The 14,304-nt window shown below is 66.4% G+C and carries 12 protein-coding genes; 5 read left to right on the top strand and 7 right to left on the bottom strand.

Features of this window, described 5'->3' with window-relative positions; translation table 11 throughout:
- Positions 1 to 39: 39 nt before the first annotated feature.
- Genes ACOZ9V_RS02475 through ACOZ9V_RS02460 form a run of 4 tightly spaced genes read right to left on the bottom strand, consistent with a single transcriptional unit; the run spans position 40 to position 4,938 of the window.
- Positions 40 to 1,122 carry a phosphotransferase family protein gene (locus tag ACOZ9V_RS02475; protein ID WP_172172384.1) on the bottom strand — a complete coding sequence of 361 codons (1,083 nt, stop codon included), beginning with the start codon at positions 1,120 to 1,122 and terminating at the stop codon, positions 40 to 42.
- Entirely contained in the window at positions 1,119 to 2,378 is a 1,260-nt protein-coding gene (locus ACOZ9V_RS02470; RefSeq protein ID WP_139906777.1) for an acyl-CoA dehydrogenase family protein, read from the bottom strand. The genes ACOZ9V_RS02475 and ACOZ9V_RS02470 overlap by 4 nt, the downstream gene beginning before the upstream one ends.
- Positions 2,375 to 3,154 carry an SDR family oxidoreductase gene (locus tag ACOZ9V_RS02465; protein WP_219729055.1) on the bottom strand — a complete coding sequence of 260 codons (780 nt, stop codon included), beginning with the start codon at positions 3,152 to 3,154 and terminating at the stop codon, positions 2,375 to 2,377. Before ACOZ9V_RS02465 ends, ACOZ9V_RS02470 begins: the two co-directional genes overlap by 4 nt.
- A gap of 38 nt (positions 3,155 to 3,192) precedes the next feature.
- Complete coding sequence (locus ACOZ9V_RS02460; protein WP_181271244.1) at positions 3,193 to 4,938, bottom strand: class I adenylate-forming enzyme family protein; 1,746 nt, start codon at positions 4,936 to 4,938, stop codon at positions 3,193 to 3,195.
- A 260-nt stretch (positions 4,939 to 5,198) separates the two neighbouring features.
- Between ACOZ9V_RS02460 and ACOZ9V_RS02455 the strand changes: the two genes are divergently transcribed.
- On the top strand, positions 5,199 to 5,813 hold the full coding sequence (locus ACOZ9V_RS02455) for a TetR/AcrR family transcriptional regulator (protein WP_229664039.1): 615 nt from the start codon (positions 5,199 to 5,201) through the stop codon (positions 5,811 to 5,813).
- Positions 5,814 to 5,991: 178 nt separating this feature from the next.
- Here the strand turns inward: ACOZ9V_RS02455 and ACOZ9V_RS02450 are convergent, their stop codons facing one another.
- Positions 5,992 to 6,810, bottom strand: a complete 819-nt coding sequence (locus tag ACOZ9V_RS02450; protein WP_181271245.1) for an SDR family oxidoreductase — start codon at positions 6,808 to 6,810, stop codon at positions 5,992 to 5,994.
- A gap of 166 nt (positions 6,811 to 6,976) precedes the next feature.
- Between ACOZ9V_RS02450 and ACOZ9V_RS02445 the strand changes: the two genes are divergently transcribed.
- Complete coding sequence (locus ACOZ9V_RS02445; protein WP_434593287.1) at positions 6,977 to 8,275, top strand: DUF1990 family protein; 1,299 nt, start codon at positions 6,977 to 6,979, stop codon at positions 8,273 to 8,275.
- An 18-nt stretch (positions 8,276 to 8,293) separates the two neighbouring features.
- Here ACOZ9V_RS02445 and ACOZ9V_RS02440 read toward each other — a convergent pair whose 3' ends face one another.
- Positions 8,294 to 9,190, bottom strand: a complete 897-nt coding sequence (locus ACOZ9V_RS02440; RefSeq protein WP_434593284.1) for a LysR substrate-binding domain-containing protein — start codon at positions 9,188 to 9,190, stop codon at positions 8,294 to 8,296.
- A 217-nt stretch (positions 9,191 to 9,407) separates the two neighbouring features.
- Between ACOZ9V_RS02440 and ACOZ9V_RS02435 the strand changes: the two genes are divergently transcribed.
- The 3 genes from ACOZ9V_RS02435 (at position 9,408) to fabG (ending at position 12,742) form a co-directional block, all read left to right on the top strand.
- The gene (locus ACOZ9V_RS02435) at positions 9,408 to 10,643 is read left to right on the top strand and encodes a CaiB/BaiF CoA transferase family protein (RefSeq protein WP_434593282.1); all 1,236 of its coding nucleotides are present in this window, start codon (positions 9,408 to 9,410) and stop codon (positions 10,641 to 10,643) included.
- 31 nt (positions 10,644 to 10,674) lie between these two features.
- A complete protein-coding gene (locus ACOZ9V_RS02430) occupies positions 10,675 to 11,838 on the top strand; it encodes an acyl-CoA dehydrogenase family protein (protein WP_434593279.1) in 1,164 nt (387 codons plus the stop codon).
- Positions 11,839 to 11,932: 94 nt separating this feature from the next.
- Complete coding sequence (gene fabG / locus ACOZ9V_RS02425; protein WP_434593276.1) at positions 11,933 to 12,742, top strand: 3-oxoacyl-ACP reductase FabG; 810 nt, start codon at positions 11,933 to 11,935, stop codon at positions 12,740 to 12,742.
- Between the two features lie 181 nt (positions 12,743 to 12,923).
- Here fabG and ACOZ9V_RS02420 read toward each other — a convergent pair whose 3' ends face one another.
- Positions 12,924 to 14,237, bottom strand: coding sequence for an acyltransferase family protein (locus ACOZ9V_RS02420; protein WP_434593273.1), 1,314 nt, complete (start codon positions 14,235 to 14,237; stop codon positions 12,924 to 12,926).
- Between the last annotated feature and the right edge of the window lie 67 nt (positions 14,238 to 14,304).

The raw sequence follows: 14,304 nt of genomic DNA, 5'->3' as shown, positions 1-14,304 counted from the left end.
TGGTGTTCGGTGGTGCGGATACTCCTATCTCGCTCGCCGTCACACGACGGTGGAGGCGACGGCTTCGGCGGCTGCGATGAGTTCGGGGACCCCGGTCTCGAGGCTGCCGGTGAAGTTACCGGCCGACGGCGCCTCTCCGTTGAGCCATCTGGTGTAGATGGCTTCGCTGAAGATCGCGGCCTTCCACAGCGCGAAGGCCTCGTACCAAGGCAATACGGACAGGTCCAGGCCCGTCTTCTGCTGGTAGCGCTCGGCGAGGTCGGAACGGGTGAGGAACCCCTCCCCCGCAGTGACCGGGGTGAGGTCCATGACCGTGCGCGGATTCTCGCGGTCGGTGTAGGTGACGAGGAAGTAGCCGAGGTCGGCGAGCGGATCGCCGAGGGTCGACATCTCCCAGTCGAGGATCGCTGCGACCTCGACCGGCGTCGAGGACGCGATCATCGCGTTGCCGGCACGGTAGTCGCCATGGACGACCGCGTGCCGCTGAGTGGCCGGAATGCTCGCAGCCAACCACTCACCGAGGCGGCTGACCTGGGGCAGCGACCGCTGAGTGTTCTTCCCCCAGAGGGAGGCGAACAACTTCACCTGGCGCTCCAGGTACCCGTCCGGACGACCGAGCGCGGCCACCTCGGGAACTGCGACGTCGACCGAGTGGAGGTCGACGAGGCGGTCGACGAGGGCTTCGCTGAGAGCTCGACGGTCGGCCGCCTCGGCGAGGAAATCGGGCAGTGTGTCGGTGACGACGGTGCCCGGCACGAAATCCATGATGTAGAACGGCACGCCGAGGACCGATTCGTCCTCGCAGACGTGGAGGATCGTGGGCACGGCCACTCCCTGAGCGCCGAGGACCTTCTGGATCTTCGCCTCCCGGACCATGTCGTGAGTCGATTTCGGGATCGGCGGGCGCGGTCCGCGGCGCAGCACCACATCGAGGTCATCACGCCGGATCCGGAAGGTGACGTTCGACTGGCCCTCGCCGATGCGATCCCAGCGGACGGGACCGGACCCGAGGCCATGCGTGTCGAGGTAGTCGGTGAGGACGTCGACGATGAGCAACGGCGGTACGGACAGTGCCTGCGCCTCGGCCGCGGTGTCGACGACGTCGATGAGCTTCTCGGTCAACGCGCCTCCCTCACGATGTCGAGGCGGGGAGCTCCCGCGGCGACTTCCTTGCGCCGCTTCGATGAGGCACGACGGGAGATCGCGAACTTGTGCGTCTCGGTGGCGCCGTCGTAGATGCGGAACGGACGGACGTCGTTGAGGTACTGGACGAGTGGCAGCTGGTCGGAGACGCCGTCTCCGCCGGTGAGCTGGATGGCCCGATCGATGACACGGTAGACGGCTTCGGAGCAGTAGACCTTCGCGATCGAAGATCTGGAGTTCGCTTCCTTCGCATCGGTGGCGAGCACTTCGGAGGTCTTCGTGATCATCGCGTCAGAGGTTTCGATGTCGATGACCGACTGCGCGATGAGCTCCTGCGCGAGGCCCTGACGTGCGAGGACGTCGCCGAATGCCTCGCGATGTTCGGCACGGTCGAGAGCCGTGTCCAGCGCCCGGCGGGCCAGTCCCAGCCACCGCATGCAGTGCGTGAGGCGGGCGGGTGCCAGGCGAACCTGGGCGTAGGCGAATCCCTTGCCGGGTTCGCCGAGGATCGCCGAGGTGGGGACACGAACATCGTCGAAGTGGACGTAGGGATGGCCGCCGGCGATCGTGCGATCGACGGTGTGGATCGGCCGCCCTACGCTGACACCCGGGGTGTCCTTTGGCACGAGGAACATCGTGGCCGCCTGGCCCATCTTCGCCTGCGCGGAACCCGAGCCCTCGGTCGCAGCGGCCGACTCCTCGGCGTCGGTGGCGGCCATGACGACGAAGAAGCTGCACAGCTCAGCTCCGGAGATGAAGCGCTTGTCACCGGTGATGACCCACTCGTCACCGTCCTTGACCGCGCGGGTCGCCAGCGCCGATGGGTCGGAGCCGGTGCCTGGATGTGGTTCGGTCATGGCGAAGGAGGAGCGGACGTCGCCGGCGGCCAGCGGGGCGAGGAACCGCTCCTTCTGCTCCTGCGTGGCGATCTGGGCGAGCATGTGCATATTGCCCTCATCGGGTGCCATGCAATTGAGCACGGCGGGCCCGATCGGCGAGTAGCCTGCCTCCTGGAACACCGGGGACCAGAACTCGATCGGCACGCCCTGGCCGCCCCACTCGGCAGGCACGTGTGGAGCGAAGACTCCGGCCTCCTTGGCTTTGGCCTTGAGGTCGGTCAGAACCCCTTCGTCGAGGTAGTCCCCGGGATGAGGTTCGGCGGGTATGACGACGTCGCGGATGAAGGTGCGGGTGCGCTGGCGCAGCTCTTCGACGTCTGCTGGAATGTGGCTCATGCTGTGCCTCCTGCTGTGATGAGTCCGCCGTCGGCGGTGAGGATCTGGGCGGTGATCCAGTCGGAGTCGGACGACGTGAGGTAGGCCGCAGCTGCGCCGATGTCCTCGGGAGTGCCGAGCCGGCCGGCCGGATAGGCGGCGGTGACTTCGGCTTCTCTGCCTTCGTATAGCGCGGTGGCGAAGCGGGTCTTGACGACGGCAGGGGCAATTCCGTTGACGCGGATATCGGGTCCGAGTTCGACGGCAAGGGTCTTCACGAGGTGGGCCACGGCGGCCTTCGAGACGCCGTAGAGGCCGATGCCCTTGCTCGGATTCTGGCCGGCGACCGAGGAGATGGACAGGATCCGACCCTTGTTCTCCCGGAACTTCAGTCCCTCGTGATGGACGGCCCCCTGGATCCAGGCCAGAGTGCCGAGAACGTTGACCTCGAGGATCTTGCGGGCGGCATCGAGCTCGATGTCGATAGTGTCACCGTAGACCGGGTTGATGCCGACGTTCGTGACGAGGACGTCGAGGCGGCCGAACTTCTCGGCGATCGTGTCGAACACCTCGGCCCGGTGAGCCGAGTCATCGGCCTTTCCCGCGATGCCGATCACGGTGCCGTCGGGGAATTCTGCGACAGTCTCGGCAAGCGGTTCGGGCTTGCGGGCGGTGAGGACGACGGTCGCCCCTTCGACTTGCAGCCGCTTGGCGATGCCGAGTCCGATGCCGCGACTCGATCCCGTCACGAGGGCGACCTGCCCTTCGAAACGGCGTCCGATCGTTGATTCACTCAATGTCTCTCCTGTCTTGAATGGTTGCCGGTCAGTGGTGCCTATCTATCTGACGCTGCTTCTCTTCCGGAGTCTCGCAGCAGCCTGCGTTGGATCTTTCCGGTATGCGTCTTCGGCAGGTCTGACATGACGTGGACGGTGCGCGGGTACTTGTACGCTGCGAGGCGTTCTTTCGCGAAGGCGATGAGCTCCTCGGCGCTGACGTCTTGGCCGGTGCGCAGGGAGACGTAGGCGACGACGGTCTCGCCGCGGTAGTCGTCGGGCTGGCCGACGACGGCGGCTTCGAGCACGGCCGGGTGTTCATAGAGGACGTCTTCGACCTCGCGCGGCCACACCTTGTAGCCGGAGGCGTTGATCTGGTCCTTGATCCGATCGACGAGATAGATCCAGCCGGCTGCGTCCATGACTCCGACATCGCCGGTGCGCAACCAGCCCTCGTCGAAGGCCGCCTCGTTGGCTTCGGGCTTGCCGAGGTAGCCGGGCGTGATCTGAGGCCCGCGCAACTCGAGTTCGCCGGCGCTGGAATCGGTGATGACGGTCCCGTCGGCGATGTCGACGATGCGGGCTTCGAGTCCGGGGAACGGCACGCCGATGGCCAGGGTGTCCGTGGCCGGGTCGACGGGCGCCTCCGTGTTCGGCGGGACTCCGATGACCGCGGAGGCGGTTTCGGTCATCCCGTAGATGTTGTGGATGTAGTGGCCGAACCGGTTCCGGAAACGCTCGACCGTGGCCGGCGGCACGGGGGCTCCACCGGAATAGAGGTAGCGAATGCTCTGCAGGTCCTCGGCTGTGGCGGACTCGTGTTCGAGCAGTGCGTTGTAGACGGTGATCGAGCCGATGGTCACGGTGACCTTGTCATCACGGATGGCGGCGACGATCTTGTCCGCGTTCACGCGGCCGATGAAGTCGAGCGTGATCGGGAAGATCAGCGAGGTCGCCGCGCAGGCGACGGCTCCGGTGATGTGGAAGAGCGGGGCGATGGCGAGCATGACGTCGCCTTCGTCGAGGTTCAGCCAATCTCCGTACGACCGGGCCACGGCGAGAACATTGCGGTGGGTGCCGACGGCGCCTTTGGCCGGCCCGGTCGTGCCCGATGTGTAGGTGAGCAGGGCGGCGTCGTCGAGGCCCGGCAGCAGTTCGGTGCGGTGATCGGGCGCGTCGGTGCGCTTGGAGGCGAGGAAGGGACCCCACGAATAAACGGCGATCCCGGACTCGGCGGGGGTCGCCTCGGCGGGAGTGGTTTCTGACTCACGGACAGCTGCGGTCTGGGCGTCGCCGGTGAGGTCGGAGGGGTCCCGATCGTATTCGTCGTCATCGGTGATGAGCACCCAGGTCAGGGAGCCGCCGGTGAGGGTCTCACGAACCTGGCCGAGGTCTGCTTCGTCGCAGATGAGCGCCGAGGCGGCCGAGTCGTCGATGAGCGCGCGCAGTTCGCGACCGCGGTACATGGGGTTGAGGACGAGGGGGACGACGCCGATCTTCCAGGCCGCAAGCAGTGCCACGGCGAACTGCGGGACGTTCTGGAGGTAGATGCCGACGATATTCGACTTCTGCAGGCCGCGGGAGAGGAACCCGGCGGCGAGCGCCTCGGCTTCACGGTCGATGTCGGCGGCGGTGAACCTGCGGCCACGGTAGGTCACGGCAATCTGACTTGGGGCCGCCTCGACACGGGCGTTCCACGCATGGGCCGTGGATGCGTCGTGGATCTCCGGCGTCTCACCGACTCCGGCAGGGTAGAGCCGCGTCCACACATGCTGCGTGGTGGTGGAAGTTCTGTCGGCTGCCATCTGACTGTCGCCCCTCATCGTGTCGGAACCGGAGCATCTCCGCTTCGGCCGACCGAGCGCTCGCTCGGTTAGTTCTGTATCGTAGGTCACACGATGACCGGGCGCAAGGGCGGCCGGGCCTGACTGTCAACCGTTCGGGCAGAAAAGCGATCGAACTCAGAGATGGAGGAACGCTTCGGGGGTCGAATGAAACCGCGGGGCACGAATGGCCGTAGATTAGGGATGAGAAGACAGTGAGATGGAGCAGGCAGGGACAACTCGTGAGCAATGCACCCATGATCGATTGGCGGGACTACGACGCCCCGCTGCTCTCGCCGATCCTCCAGGCCGCTCTCGACAGCTTCGTCACGGGCGGCTTCCACGGCACGAGCATCCGGCAGCTGGCCGGCGCGGCCGGACTGTCAGTGCCCGGCCTCTATCACCATTTCGCGTCGAAGCATGCGATCCTCGCCGAGATCGACCGTCTGGCGATGGAGGATCTGTGGCAGCGCAGCGTCGCGGCACTCGCCGACGGCGGGCAGGAGCCGACCGCACGCTTCGACCGACTCATCGAATGCCTGCTGCTCTTCCACGCGCACCAGTCCGATCTCGCCTTCATCGCATTCAGCGAGATCCGAGCGCTGAAAGATCAGCACCGGTATGCTCATATCGCCGCTCGTGACCGGCAGCAGAAACTCCTCGACGAGGTGGTCGAGGAGTGCGTTGCCGACGGCAGCTTCACCACGGAGTTCCCGCGGGACGCCTCACGAGCGATCACGACGATCTGCACGGGCGTCTCGCAGTGGTACCGGGCCGGCGGCGAACTCGACCCGGCCGGTGTGGCCGAACGCTACGGCGAGATCTGCGCGCACGCCGCCGGCCTCCCGATGAAGTAACGGTGGTGCCTGGCGACCCGGCGAAGTAACGGTCGCCTGGCCACAAGCTGCCCGCGAAATAGCGGCAGGCTGCTCGCGAAACGTTCCGCGAACCCTGCCCCCATTGGATTGTTGGGTCGATCCACGGTGGTTTCCACGCCTGAAACACCGTGGATCGACCCAACAATGCGCCTCAGTTTCAGGCGCTGCCGCCGGCGGTGACGACTCCCCCATCGGCGGTGAGCACCTGAGCGGTGATCCAGTCGGCGTCGTCCGAGGCCAGATAGGCGACGGCACCGGCAATGTCCTCGGGAGTGCCGAGGCGCTTGACCGGGTACGCGGAGGCGACCTCCTCTTCCCTGCCTTCGTAGAGCGCGGTGGCGAACTTCGTTTTGACTACTGCCGGAGCGACGGCGTTGACGCGGATGTCGGGTCCGAGCTCCACGGCAAGCGTCTTCGTCAGATGTGAGACCGCCGCCTTCGAAATGCCGTAGAAGCCGATGCCTTCGCTCGGGATCTGCCCGGCGACCGACGACAGGGTGACGACGCGGCCCTTGTTCTCACGGAAGTTCAGGCCCTCATGGTGGACGGCGTCCTGCACCCAGGCCAGCGTGCCGAGGACGTTGACGTCGAAGATCTTCCGCGCGGCATCGAGCTCCATATCGACGAGCGGGCCGTAGACCGGGTTGATTCCGGCGTTGGCCACGAGCACATCGAGGCGACCGAACTTCTCAGCAACCGTGTCGAACACCTCTGCCCTGTGAGCCGGGTCGTCGGCCTTGCCGGCAATGGCGAGCGCCGTGCCTTCGGGGAACTCCGCGACCGCCTCACCCAGCGCTTCGGGCTTGCGCGCGGTGAGGACGACGGTGGCGCCCTCCGCGTTCAGCCGCCGAGCGATTCCGAGACCGATGCCACGGCTGGCGCCGGTGATGACAGCGACCTGGCCTTCGAAACGACGACCGGATTTCGGAGCCGCCGAGGCAGCTGCGGGCTGAGCGGATGAGGTGCTGTCTGACATAGATGAACTCCAGTGTTCGTGCTGTGACATGGTCATTCGGCGCTGACCTGGCGAATTGCCCTGAAGCGAGCGTTCGTTCAGCGATCAGTTCTCATCGTAGGCACAGCCGTTCGAAGATGACAAGGACTACGGCCATCGAACGAGAGAACTGAACGAGAATGGAGTCATGAATCATCTCGAGTTCCATCTCGACCTCGGCTCGGGCGACCAGTTCCCGCTCGCCCGAGAAGCGATCTTCTCCTGGACGCTGCAGGAACTCGCCGGCGTGGTGGTCCGTCCGAGCCGTCGCGTATCCGAAGGTCAGATCGTCGACCTGGGACTCAATCCCGCATGGCCCGCCCCGCCGAGGCGGCCGCGCGGTCGCGATCTGCTCGTGCCCGTGGGTTCGTGCGTCGTCACACGGGTGTTCGATGAGAAGGATCGCGCCGGATTCACCTATCGCACCCTGCCGGGCCACCTCGAGAGCGGCGAGGAGACCTTCCTCGTATCCATCGGCGCTGACGGCCGCCTCGGCGTGACCATCAGCGCCGATTCCGTCCCAGCACATCCCCTCCTGCGCCTGGGCGCTCCGGTGACCGTGGCGGCCCAGGAGTTGATGGCCAGGCGCTATGTCGAAGGGCTGAAGAGACAGCTCCGAACGGCCGAGCGAAGCCGCCGATCCCGCGCACTCGCGACAGCTTCGGCCCTGATCGGCCGAGAGCTGAGCTACAAAGAGACCCTTGCCGGCGGTCAGCACGCGCTGACCATGGCGGCCCGCGACGGAAACGCGGAACTCGTCGTCCGCGCATTCCCCGCCGGCCATGATGCGGCGATCAGGGAAGCCGAGGTGCTGGACCGGCTGAGCCCGCTCGGTGATCTCGTCCCCCGCCTCATCGCCCACAATGCCGACACCAACGATCCGGTCATCGTCACGACCCGTGTCCCGGGCTCACCACCGGATCCGGCGACACCGCTGACCACCATCGCTCGAGAAATGGCGGCAGCCCTGATCCGCATCCACGAACTCGACGACACCGGTCTGCCTCCGACTCCGCAGTCCCCGCCGTCAGGAGACTCTGCCATCGCGATTCGCGCCCAGCGGGAGTGGGCGAACCTCGACCGCGACGAAGAAGTCCTCACGCACACGGATTTCTGGGCAGGCAATGCCTTGTGGACGGGCGGGCGCCTGACCGGAGTCGTCGACTGGTCGGGCGCGAGCCGTGGACCTCGCGGAGTCGATCTCGCTTGGTGCCGTCAGGATCTCGTGCTGCTCGGTTCCCCCGAGGCGGCCGCCGACTTTCTCGACGAGTACGAACGACTCCTCGGCCGCCGCATCCATGACATCCGCGCATGGGACGTCCAAGCCGCGGCACGTGCCCAAGATCGTGTCGAGACCTGGCTGCCGAACTACCACGGGATCGGCCTCACCGACATGACCGCCGAGGATCTCCGCCACCGCCTCGACACCTGGAACGAGCAGCTGTGAACCGGCCCGCCACCGCCATCATCCAACGGTCGGCAGGACCTCCTCGGCGAGGGTGAGCACCGCTTCCACGGAGGCCTTGCCGTGGTCGGCGCGGTGGGCGAGGTAGAGCTTCGTGGGCTCCTCGGGGATATCGAGGGGCACGGCCACGGTGCCGACCTCACGGGTGGCGGCGGACACCGAGTCGAAGGTTATCGAGATGCCGAGTCCGGCCGCGACCAGGGCTCCGATCGTCTGCGAATCCGGCGCGCTCTGGACTACGCGCGGTGCGAATCCCGCCTCGTGGCACAGCCGCAGCGTCGCCTCCCGCAACGTCGAGGAAGGATGCTCGGGCAGAGCGATGAAATCCTCGTCGGCAAGCTCGTCCACCCGCACCGAGGCGCGTCCCGCCAGACGATGACCCACCGGCAGGGCTGCCGAGAGACGCTCGACCATCACCGGCCGACCTGTGACCCCGGGTGGCCGCTTCGCCCACCTCACAAGCGCGAGGTCGAGCGAGCCGTCGACGAGGCGGGTGATCCCCTCCTCGGCGTAGACATCGGAGTGGAGCCCGAAGCTGACCCCCGGCCTGTGCGCGGTGGATGCAGTCACGAGCGCCGCGGCCAGTCTGCGCGATGACGAGTGGGCGAATCCGAATTCGATGTGTCCGGTCTGCCCATCGGCGGCCCGGCGCACCGCCTCGGCGGCCAAGGTTCGGTACTCGATCATCTTCCGCGCCGGCTCCACCAGCGCCTCTCCCGCCGCGGTCAGCGCCACATTGCGGGTCGTGCGTCGGAACAGATCGACGCCGAGGTGGTCCTCGAGCGCGCGGATCGTGCGGCTGAGCGGCGGCTGCAGCATTCCGAGCCGTTCAGCCGCACGACCGAAGTGCAGCTCTTCGGCGACTGCGAGGAACGCTTTGACCTGCTGAATCTCCATCGACTGCTCCTTTTCCGAATCCGCGCTGGAGCCTCTGCCGTTGCCCCGACCGACATCCCAGCCAATACCTGTTCCGATAATAATCCATGTACATTATTGCTGATCCTGTTATATAGTGGGACGGACCACGCGCCCGCTGCTCAAGCACGGGCCCAGAATGCCGAGCTCGACAGCACACAGCAGCGCCGCCGGCCCGACGAGAGGAAGACATTCGACGATGAAGCAGTCGACCACTTCTGAGCACCACGACAGCGGCTCCGAGCATGACGACCATCGGTCGCCTGCCCACGACCGCCTCGAGGAGTTCCTCCCCCGCGCCGGCTCGGGTCCCTTGTCGGGACAGATCGTCGTCGACTTCTCCCGCGTGCTGGCCGGACCGTACTCGACGATGATGCTCGCCGACCTCGGCGCCACCGTCATCAAGGTCGAAGGCCCCAAAGGCGATGACACCCGACACTGGGCACCACCGGTGCGCAACGAGGATGCCACCTACTATCTGTCGATCAACCGCAACAAATACGACATCGTCCTCGACTTCACCGACCCCGATGACCTCGCCACCGCACAGAAGCTCGCGGCCGAAGCCGATATCGTCGTCGAGAACTTCAAACCGGGCGGGCTGGCGAAGTACGGACTCGACTACGACAGCGTCTCCGCTGCCAACCCGACGGTCATCTATGCTTCGGTGACCGGGTTCGGGCCGCAGAACCCGCTGCCCGGATACGACCTCCTCATGCAGGCGCTGTCCGGTTTCATGTCGGTCACCGGCAGCCCCGACGGCTCGCCGTACCGCGCCGGTGTCGCCGTCTTCGACGTGATGACCGGTCTGCACACGACGATCGGCGTCCTCGCCGCGATCCAGCACCGCACGCTCACCGGCGAGGGCCAGCTCGTCGAAACCAACCTCATGTCCTCGGCGATGTCCGGCCTGGCCAATCAGTCCGGTGCCTACGCGGCCGCAGGGGTGAATCCGACGCGGATGGGCAACGCCCACCCGAGCCTCTACCCCTACCAGCCGATGGCCGCGAAGTCCGGTGAGATCATCATCGCCGCGGCCAATGACGGCCAATTCCGGATCCTCGCCGAGGTGGTCGGACGCCCCGATTGGTGCGCCGACGAACGATTCGCCCAGGCGAAGAACCGCAACGCCAACCGCGACTCCCTTGAGCCCGAACTTCTCGAGGCCCTCCAGGCTCACACCGCGCAAGTTTGGTTCGACAAACTCTCGGCCGCGGGCCTGCCCTGCGCCCCGATCAACACGATCGCCGAAGGCGTCGAACACGCCAAGAGCCTCGGTTTGGAACCGGTCGTGGACACCGGCAGCGGCGACCGCATCATCCCGACCGTCCGCAACCCGATCACCCTGTCGAAGTCGCAGGTCTCCTACGACCTCGCTCCCCCAGAACTCGGAGCCGACTCCGATCAGGTCCGCGCCTGGCTCGACAGCCTCTGAACCGACCACCACAGACGAAGGAGACACAGCAATGGACAACTCAGAACTCGACGACATCCTCACTGCCGTCCGAGAATTCGTCCGCGAGAAGGTCGTCCCCCTCGAGACCCAGGTCGAGGACGAGGACGCCTTCCCCGAGGCGATCATCAAGGAATCCGCAGAAATGGGACTCTTCGGCTGGGCCCTGCCTGAGGAGTACGGCGGCCTCGGCCTCAATGCCGAACAGGACGCACTGCTCGCCATGGAACTCGGCTACACCACCCCGTCGTTCCGGTCCCTGTTCGGCACGAACAACGGCATCGCCGGACAGGTGCTCGTCAACTACGGCACCGATGAGCAGAAGTCCGAATGGCTGCCCCGTCTGACCTCCGGAGAGGTCGTCGCCTCCTTCGCCCTCACCGAATCCGAGGCCGGTTCCGACCCCTCGGGCCTGCGGACGAAGGCCACCCGCGACGGCGATGACTACATCATCAACGGCTCCAAGCGGTTCATCACCAACGCCGAGTCCTCCGACGTCCTCATGGTCTTCGCCCGCACCGACCCGAATGCCACGGGGTCCAAGGGCATTTCCGTCTTCCTCGTGCCCACGAAGTCCGAAGGCGTGACCGTCGGCCCGCACGATCACAAGATGGGTCAGGCCGGCGCCTGGACCTCGGAGATCTTCTTCGACGACGTGCGCGTGCCTGCCGCCAACCTCATCGGCGGTGAGGAGGAGAAGGGCTTCTACGCCGCGATGGCCTCACTCAACAAGGGTCGCCTGCACATCGCCGCGATCTGCGTCGGTCAGTCGATCCGCATCCTCGACGAATCCGTGCGCTTCGCCGCCGAGGCGAAGCAGGGCGGGGAACCGATCGCCCGATTCCAGCTCGTCCAGGCGATGCTCGCCGATATCTACACCGACGTCGCCGCCGCCAAGGCCCTCGTCCTCTCGGCCGCACAGCGCTGGGACGCCGAGACCGATCGCAAGCTCGGCCCCTCCTCGGCGAAGCTCTTCGCCTCCGAAGCACTCGCCCGCATCGCCGACAAGGGCGTGCAGATCCAGGGTGGAATGGGCTACATGCGCGAGTCAGCGGTCGAACGCTTCTACCGCCACGCCCGCCTCTTCCGCATCTACGAAGGCACCTCCGAGGTCCAGCGCGTCGTCGTCGCCAAGCAGCTGCTCAAGGGTGCACACAAACCGCAGTTCAACCTCTGATCCCGGCGGCAGCATCCTCCACGCATCATCACAACGGCGGGCCGCCTCGGCGAGGTCCGGCCCCATCTGATCATCACCGCACGAAAGGCATCCCATGACTGAATCCACACCCGCGAACTCCGACATCACCATCAACGAACTCGGCGGAGTCACCGCCATCCCCGGCCTTCTGAGCGGCAAGGTCGCCGTCGTCACCGGCGGCGGACAGGGCCTCGGCCTGGCGATGGCGCGCAGCCTCGTCGACTCCGGCGCGAAGGTCGTCCTCGCCGATATGAATGAAGAGAGTCTGCAGGCTGCTGTGGCCGAACTCGGCGGCGACGGCGTCGCCACGGGCGCGGTGTGCAACGTGTCCGACCTCGAGGCCGTCGAAAAGCTCGCCGAGGCGGGCACGACCGCATTCGGCGGCATCGACATCTGGGTCAACAACGCCGGCATCACCCGCGACGCGACGATCCGGAAGATGACCGAGCAGCAGTTCGACGACGTCATCTCCGTGCATCTGCGCGGCACGTGGAACGGCCTCAAGGTCGCCACCGCGCTCATGCGCGAGCAGGACCGCGGCGGATCGATCATCAACGTGTCCTCGATCAGCGGCAAGGTCGGCAACCCCGGTCAGTCGAACTACTCCGCGGCCAAGGCGGGCATCGTCGGCATGACGAAGGCCGTGGCCAAGGAGGTCGCATTCAAGAACATTCGCATCAACGCGATCCAGCCCGGCTTCATCAACACCGCCATGACCGCGGCCATGCCCCAGCACGCGATCGATTCGAAGCTCGCCGAGATCCCGCTCGGCCGTCCCGGCGAACCCGAGGAAGTCGCCTCGGTCGTGCTGTTCCTCGCCTCCGGGCTGTCGAGCTACCTCACCGGCACCGTCACCGAGATCTCCGGCGGCCGCAACATCTGACCAGGCAGAACCTCGCCGAGGCGGCCCGACGTCCCCGTCGCACCTTTGCCGAGGTGGATCACCCGATCACCGTGAGAAACGGCCCGACGTCCCCGCGGGGACGTCGGGCCGTTGTCATTCCGTATCTCCGCGTCCGACGCGGCAACGTTTCAGCGTGACGGTCCGGCCGCCTCGGCGAGGGTCAGCTCTTGGCGGTTCGCCGATCGGGCAGGCGGACGACACCGAAGGCAACCATGCCGATGAGCGGCAGCACCGGCCAGATCCAGGTCACGCCCCTGTCGTTGACCATTCCGGTGTCGGCCATGATGGCCAGGCCCGCGCAGATGGCCACTGAAGCGGCGATCGGCATCCAGATGGGAGGGGCGGGACGGTCGTCGGGGGACGGAGTTTCGAACCGGCCGAAGATCGCCACGAGCACCCCGGTGATCGCCAGCAGAACCAGTGCCCACAGCGGACGGGTGAGCCACCAGATTCCGGTCAGCGGAGTCGGCAGCAGGGCATCGGCCTCGAGGCCGATGAGGACGTTGGCCAGGACAGTCAGTGCGGTCAGATGCCAGAGGAACCAGGTCATGATGCGCTGGTTGACGAGCACCGTGAGGAACCACAGTCCGGGGCTGCGCAGAAGTGTCGCCAGTGGGCGCTGGAGCATGAGCACGATTCCGGCCTGGGCCATGCCGAGGAAGGCCATGGTCACACGGGTCGGGGCGGAATTCGAGATCGTGTCGGTACCTGCGGTGATCATCGACATCGGATAAGGGCCGAAGCCGACGAGGAGCCCGAGCCCGACGGCGCCGATGACGAAGAGCAGCAGGCAGCGTCTGATGCTGGAGAGTCGGCCGTCGAGCCACGCATAGCCGAACTGATGGAAGCTCGCCCAGACGAGCAGGTAGTTCGGATAGCCGGCGAGCGTGCTCTCGGTGACGATGCTGATGAAGTCGATGATGCCGGCCAAGCCAATGCCCGCGATGATCGACCACCAGCCCCATCTCTCCCACAGGATCAGGCACGGCGGCGCGACGATGACGACGAGCAGATAGGCCGCGAGGAACCAGGTCGGCACGAGTGCCATCTGGGAGGCCAGCTGGACGGAGGCGGGTTCGGCGCCGGCGGCCAGGGCGATGACGCAGGCGGCCAGCCAGACGAGCAGCAGCGGGATGAGCGGAAGCCCGAGGCGGCGCAGGCGCGCCCGCAGCCATTCGGCGTAGCCGGTCTGTCGCCGCCTGGCCGAACGCCAGGACAGTGCGTTGGAATAGCCGCCGACGAGGAAGAAGATCGGCATCACCTGGAACACCCAGGTCAGAGGGTGCGTCCATCTGGCCTGGTCGAGCAGTCCGTGTGGTTCGATGCCGCCAGTGGCGCTGACGGCGATGATCGTCCAGTGGCCGAGGACGACGACGGTGATCGCCGCGGCGCGCAGGAAGTCGACCTCGCGGCTGCGGGAGTCCGGGGTCGCCTCATCGACCTTGCGGGCCTGGGCCAGAAACGAGCGGGGCATGCGGGGACGTCCTTGTCGGTTGATCGACGGAGCAGTTGGTCTAGGGAGCAGTTGGTCGAGGGAGCGG

Source organism: Brevibacterium sp. 1718, assembly GCF_051131255.1.
GTDB lineage: Bacteria > Actinomycetota > Actinomycetes > Actinomycetales > Brevibacteriaceae > Brevibacterium > Brevibacterium sediminis.
Note: the sequence above shows the minus strand (reverse complement) of the source record. Positions and strands in the feature narration are given on the sequence as shown.

What these genes read in the sequence shown, in the direction of transcription:
- ACOZ9V_RS02470 (WP_139906777.1), bottom strand. Translation starts at nt 2,378, where the DNA reads ATGAGCCACATTCCAGCAGACGTCGAAGAGCTGCGCCAGCGCACCCGC.
- ACOZ9V_RS02460 (WP_181271244.1), bottom strand. Translation starts at nt 4,938, where the DNA reads ATGGCAGCCGACAGAACTTCCACCACCACGCAGCATGTGTGGACGCGG.
- ACOZ9V_RS02450 (WP_181271245.1), bottom strand. Translation starts at nt 6,810, where the DNA reads ATGTCAGACAGCACCTCATCCGCTCAGCCCGCAGCTGCCTCGGCGGCT.
- ACOZ9V_RS02445 (WP_434593287.1), top strand. Translation starts at nt 6,977, where the DNA reads ATGAATCATCTCGAGTTCCATCTCGACCTCGGCTCGGGCGACCAGTTC.
- ACOZ9V_RS02440 (WP_434593284.1), bottom strand. Translation starts at nt 9,190, where the DNA reads ATGGAGATTCAGCAGGTCAAAGCGTTCCTCGCAGTCGCCGAAGAGCTG.
- ACOZ9V_RS02435 (WP_434593282.1), top strand. Translation starts at nt 9,408, where the DNA reads ATGAAGCAGTCGACCACTTCTGAGCACCACGACAGCGGCTCCGAGCAT.
- ACOZ9V_RS02430 (WP_434593279.1), top strand. Translation starts at nt 10,675, where the DNA reads ATGGACAACTCAGAACTCGACGACATCCTCACTGCCGTCCGAGAATTC.
- fabG (WP_434593276.1), top strand. Translation starts at nt 11,933, where the DNA reads ATGACTGAATCCACACCCGCGAACTCCGACATCACCATCAACGAACTC.
- ACOZ9V_RS02420 (WP_434593273.1), bottom strand. Translation starts at nt 14,237, where the DNA reads ATGCCCCGCTCGTTTCTGGCCCAGGCCCGCAAGGTCGATGAGGCGACC.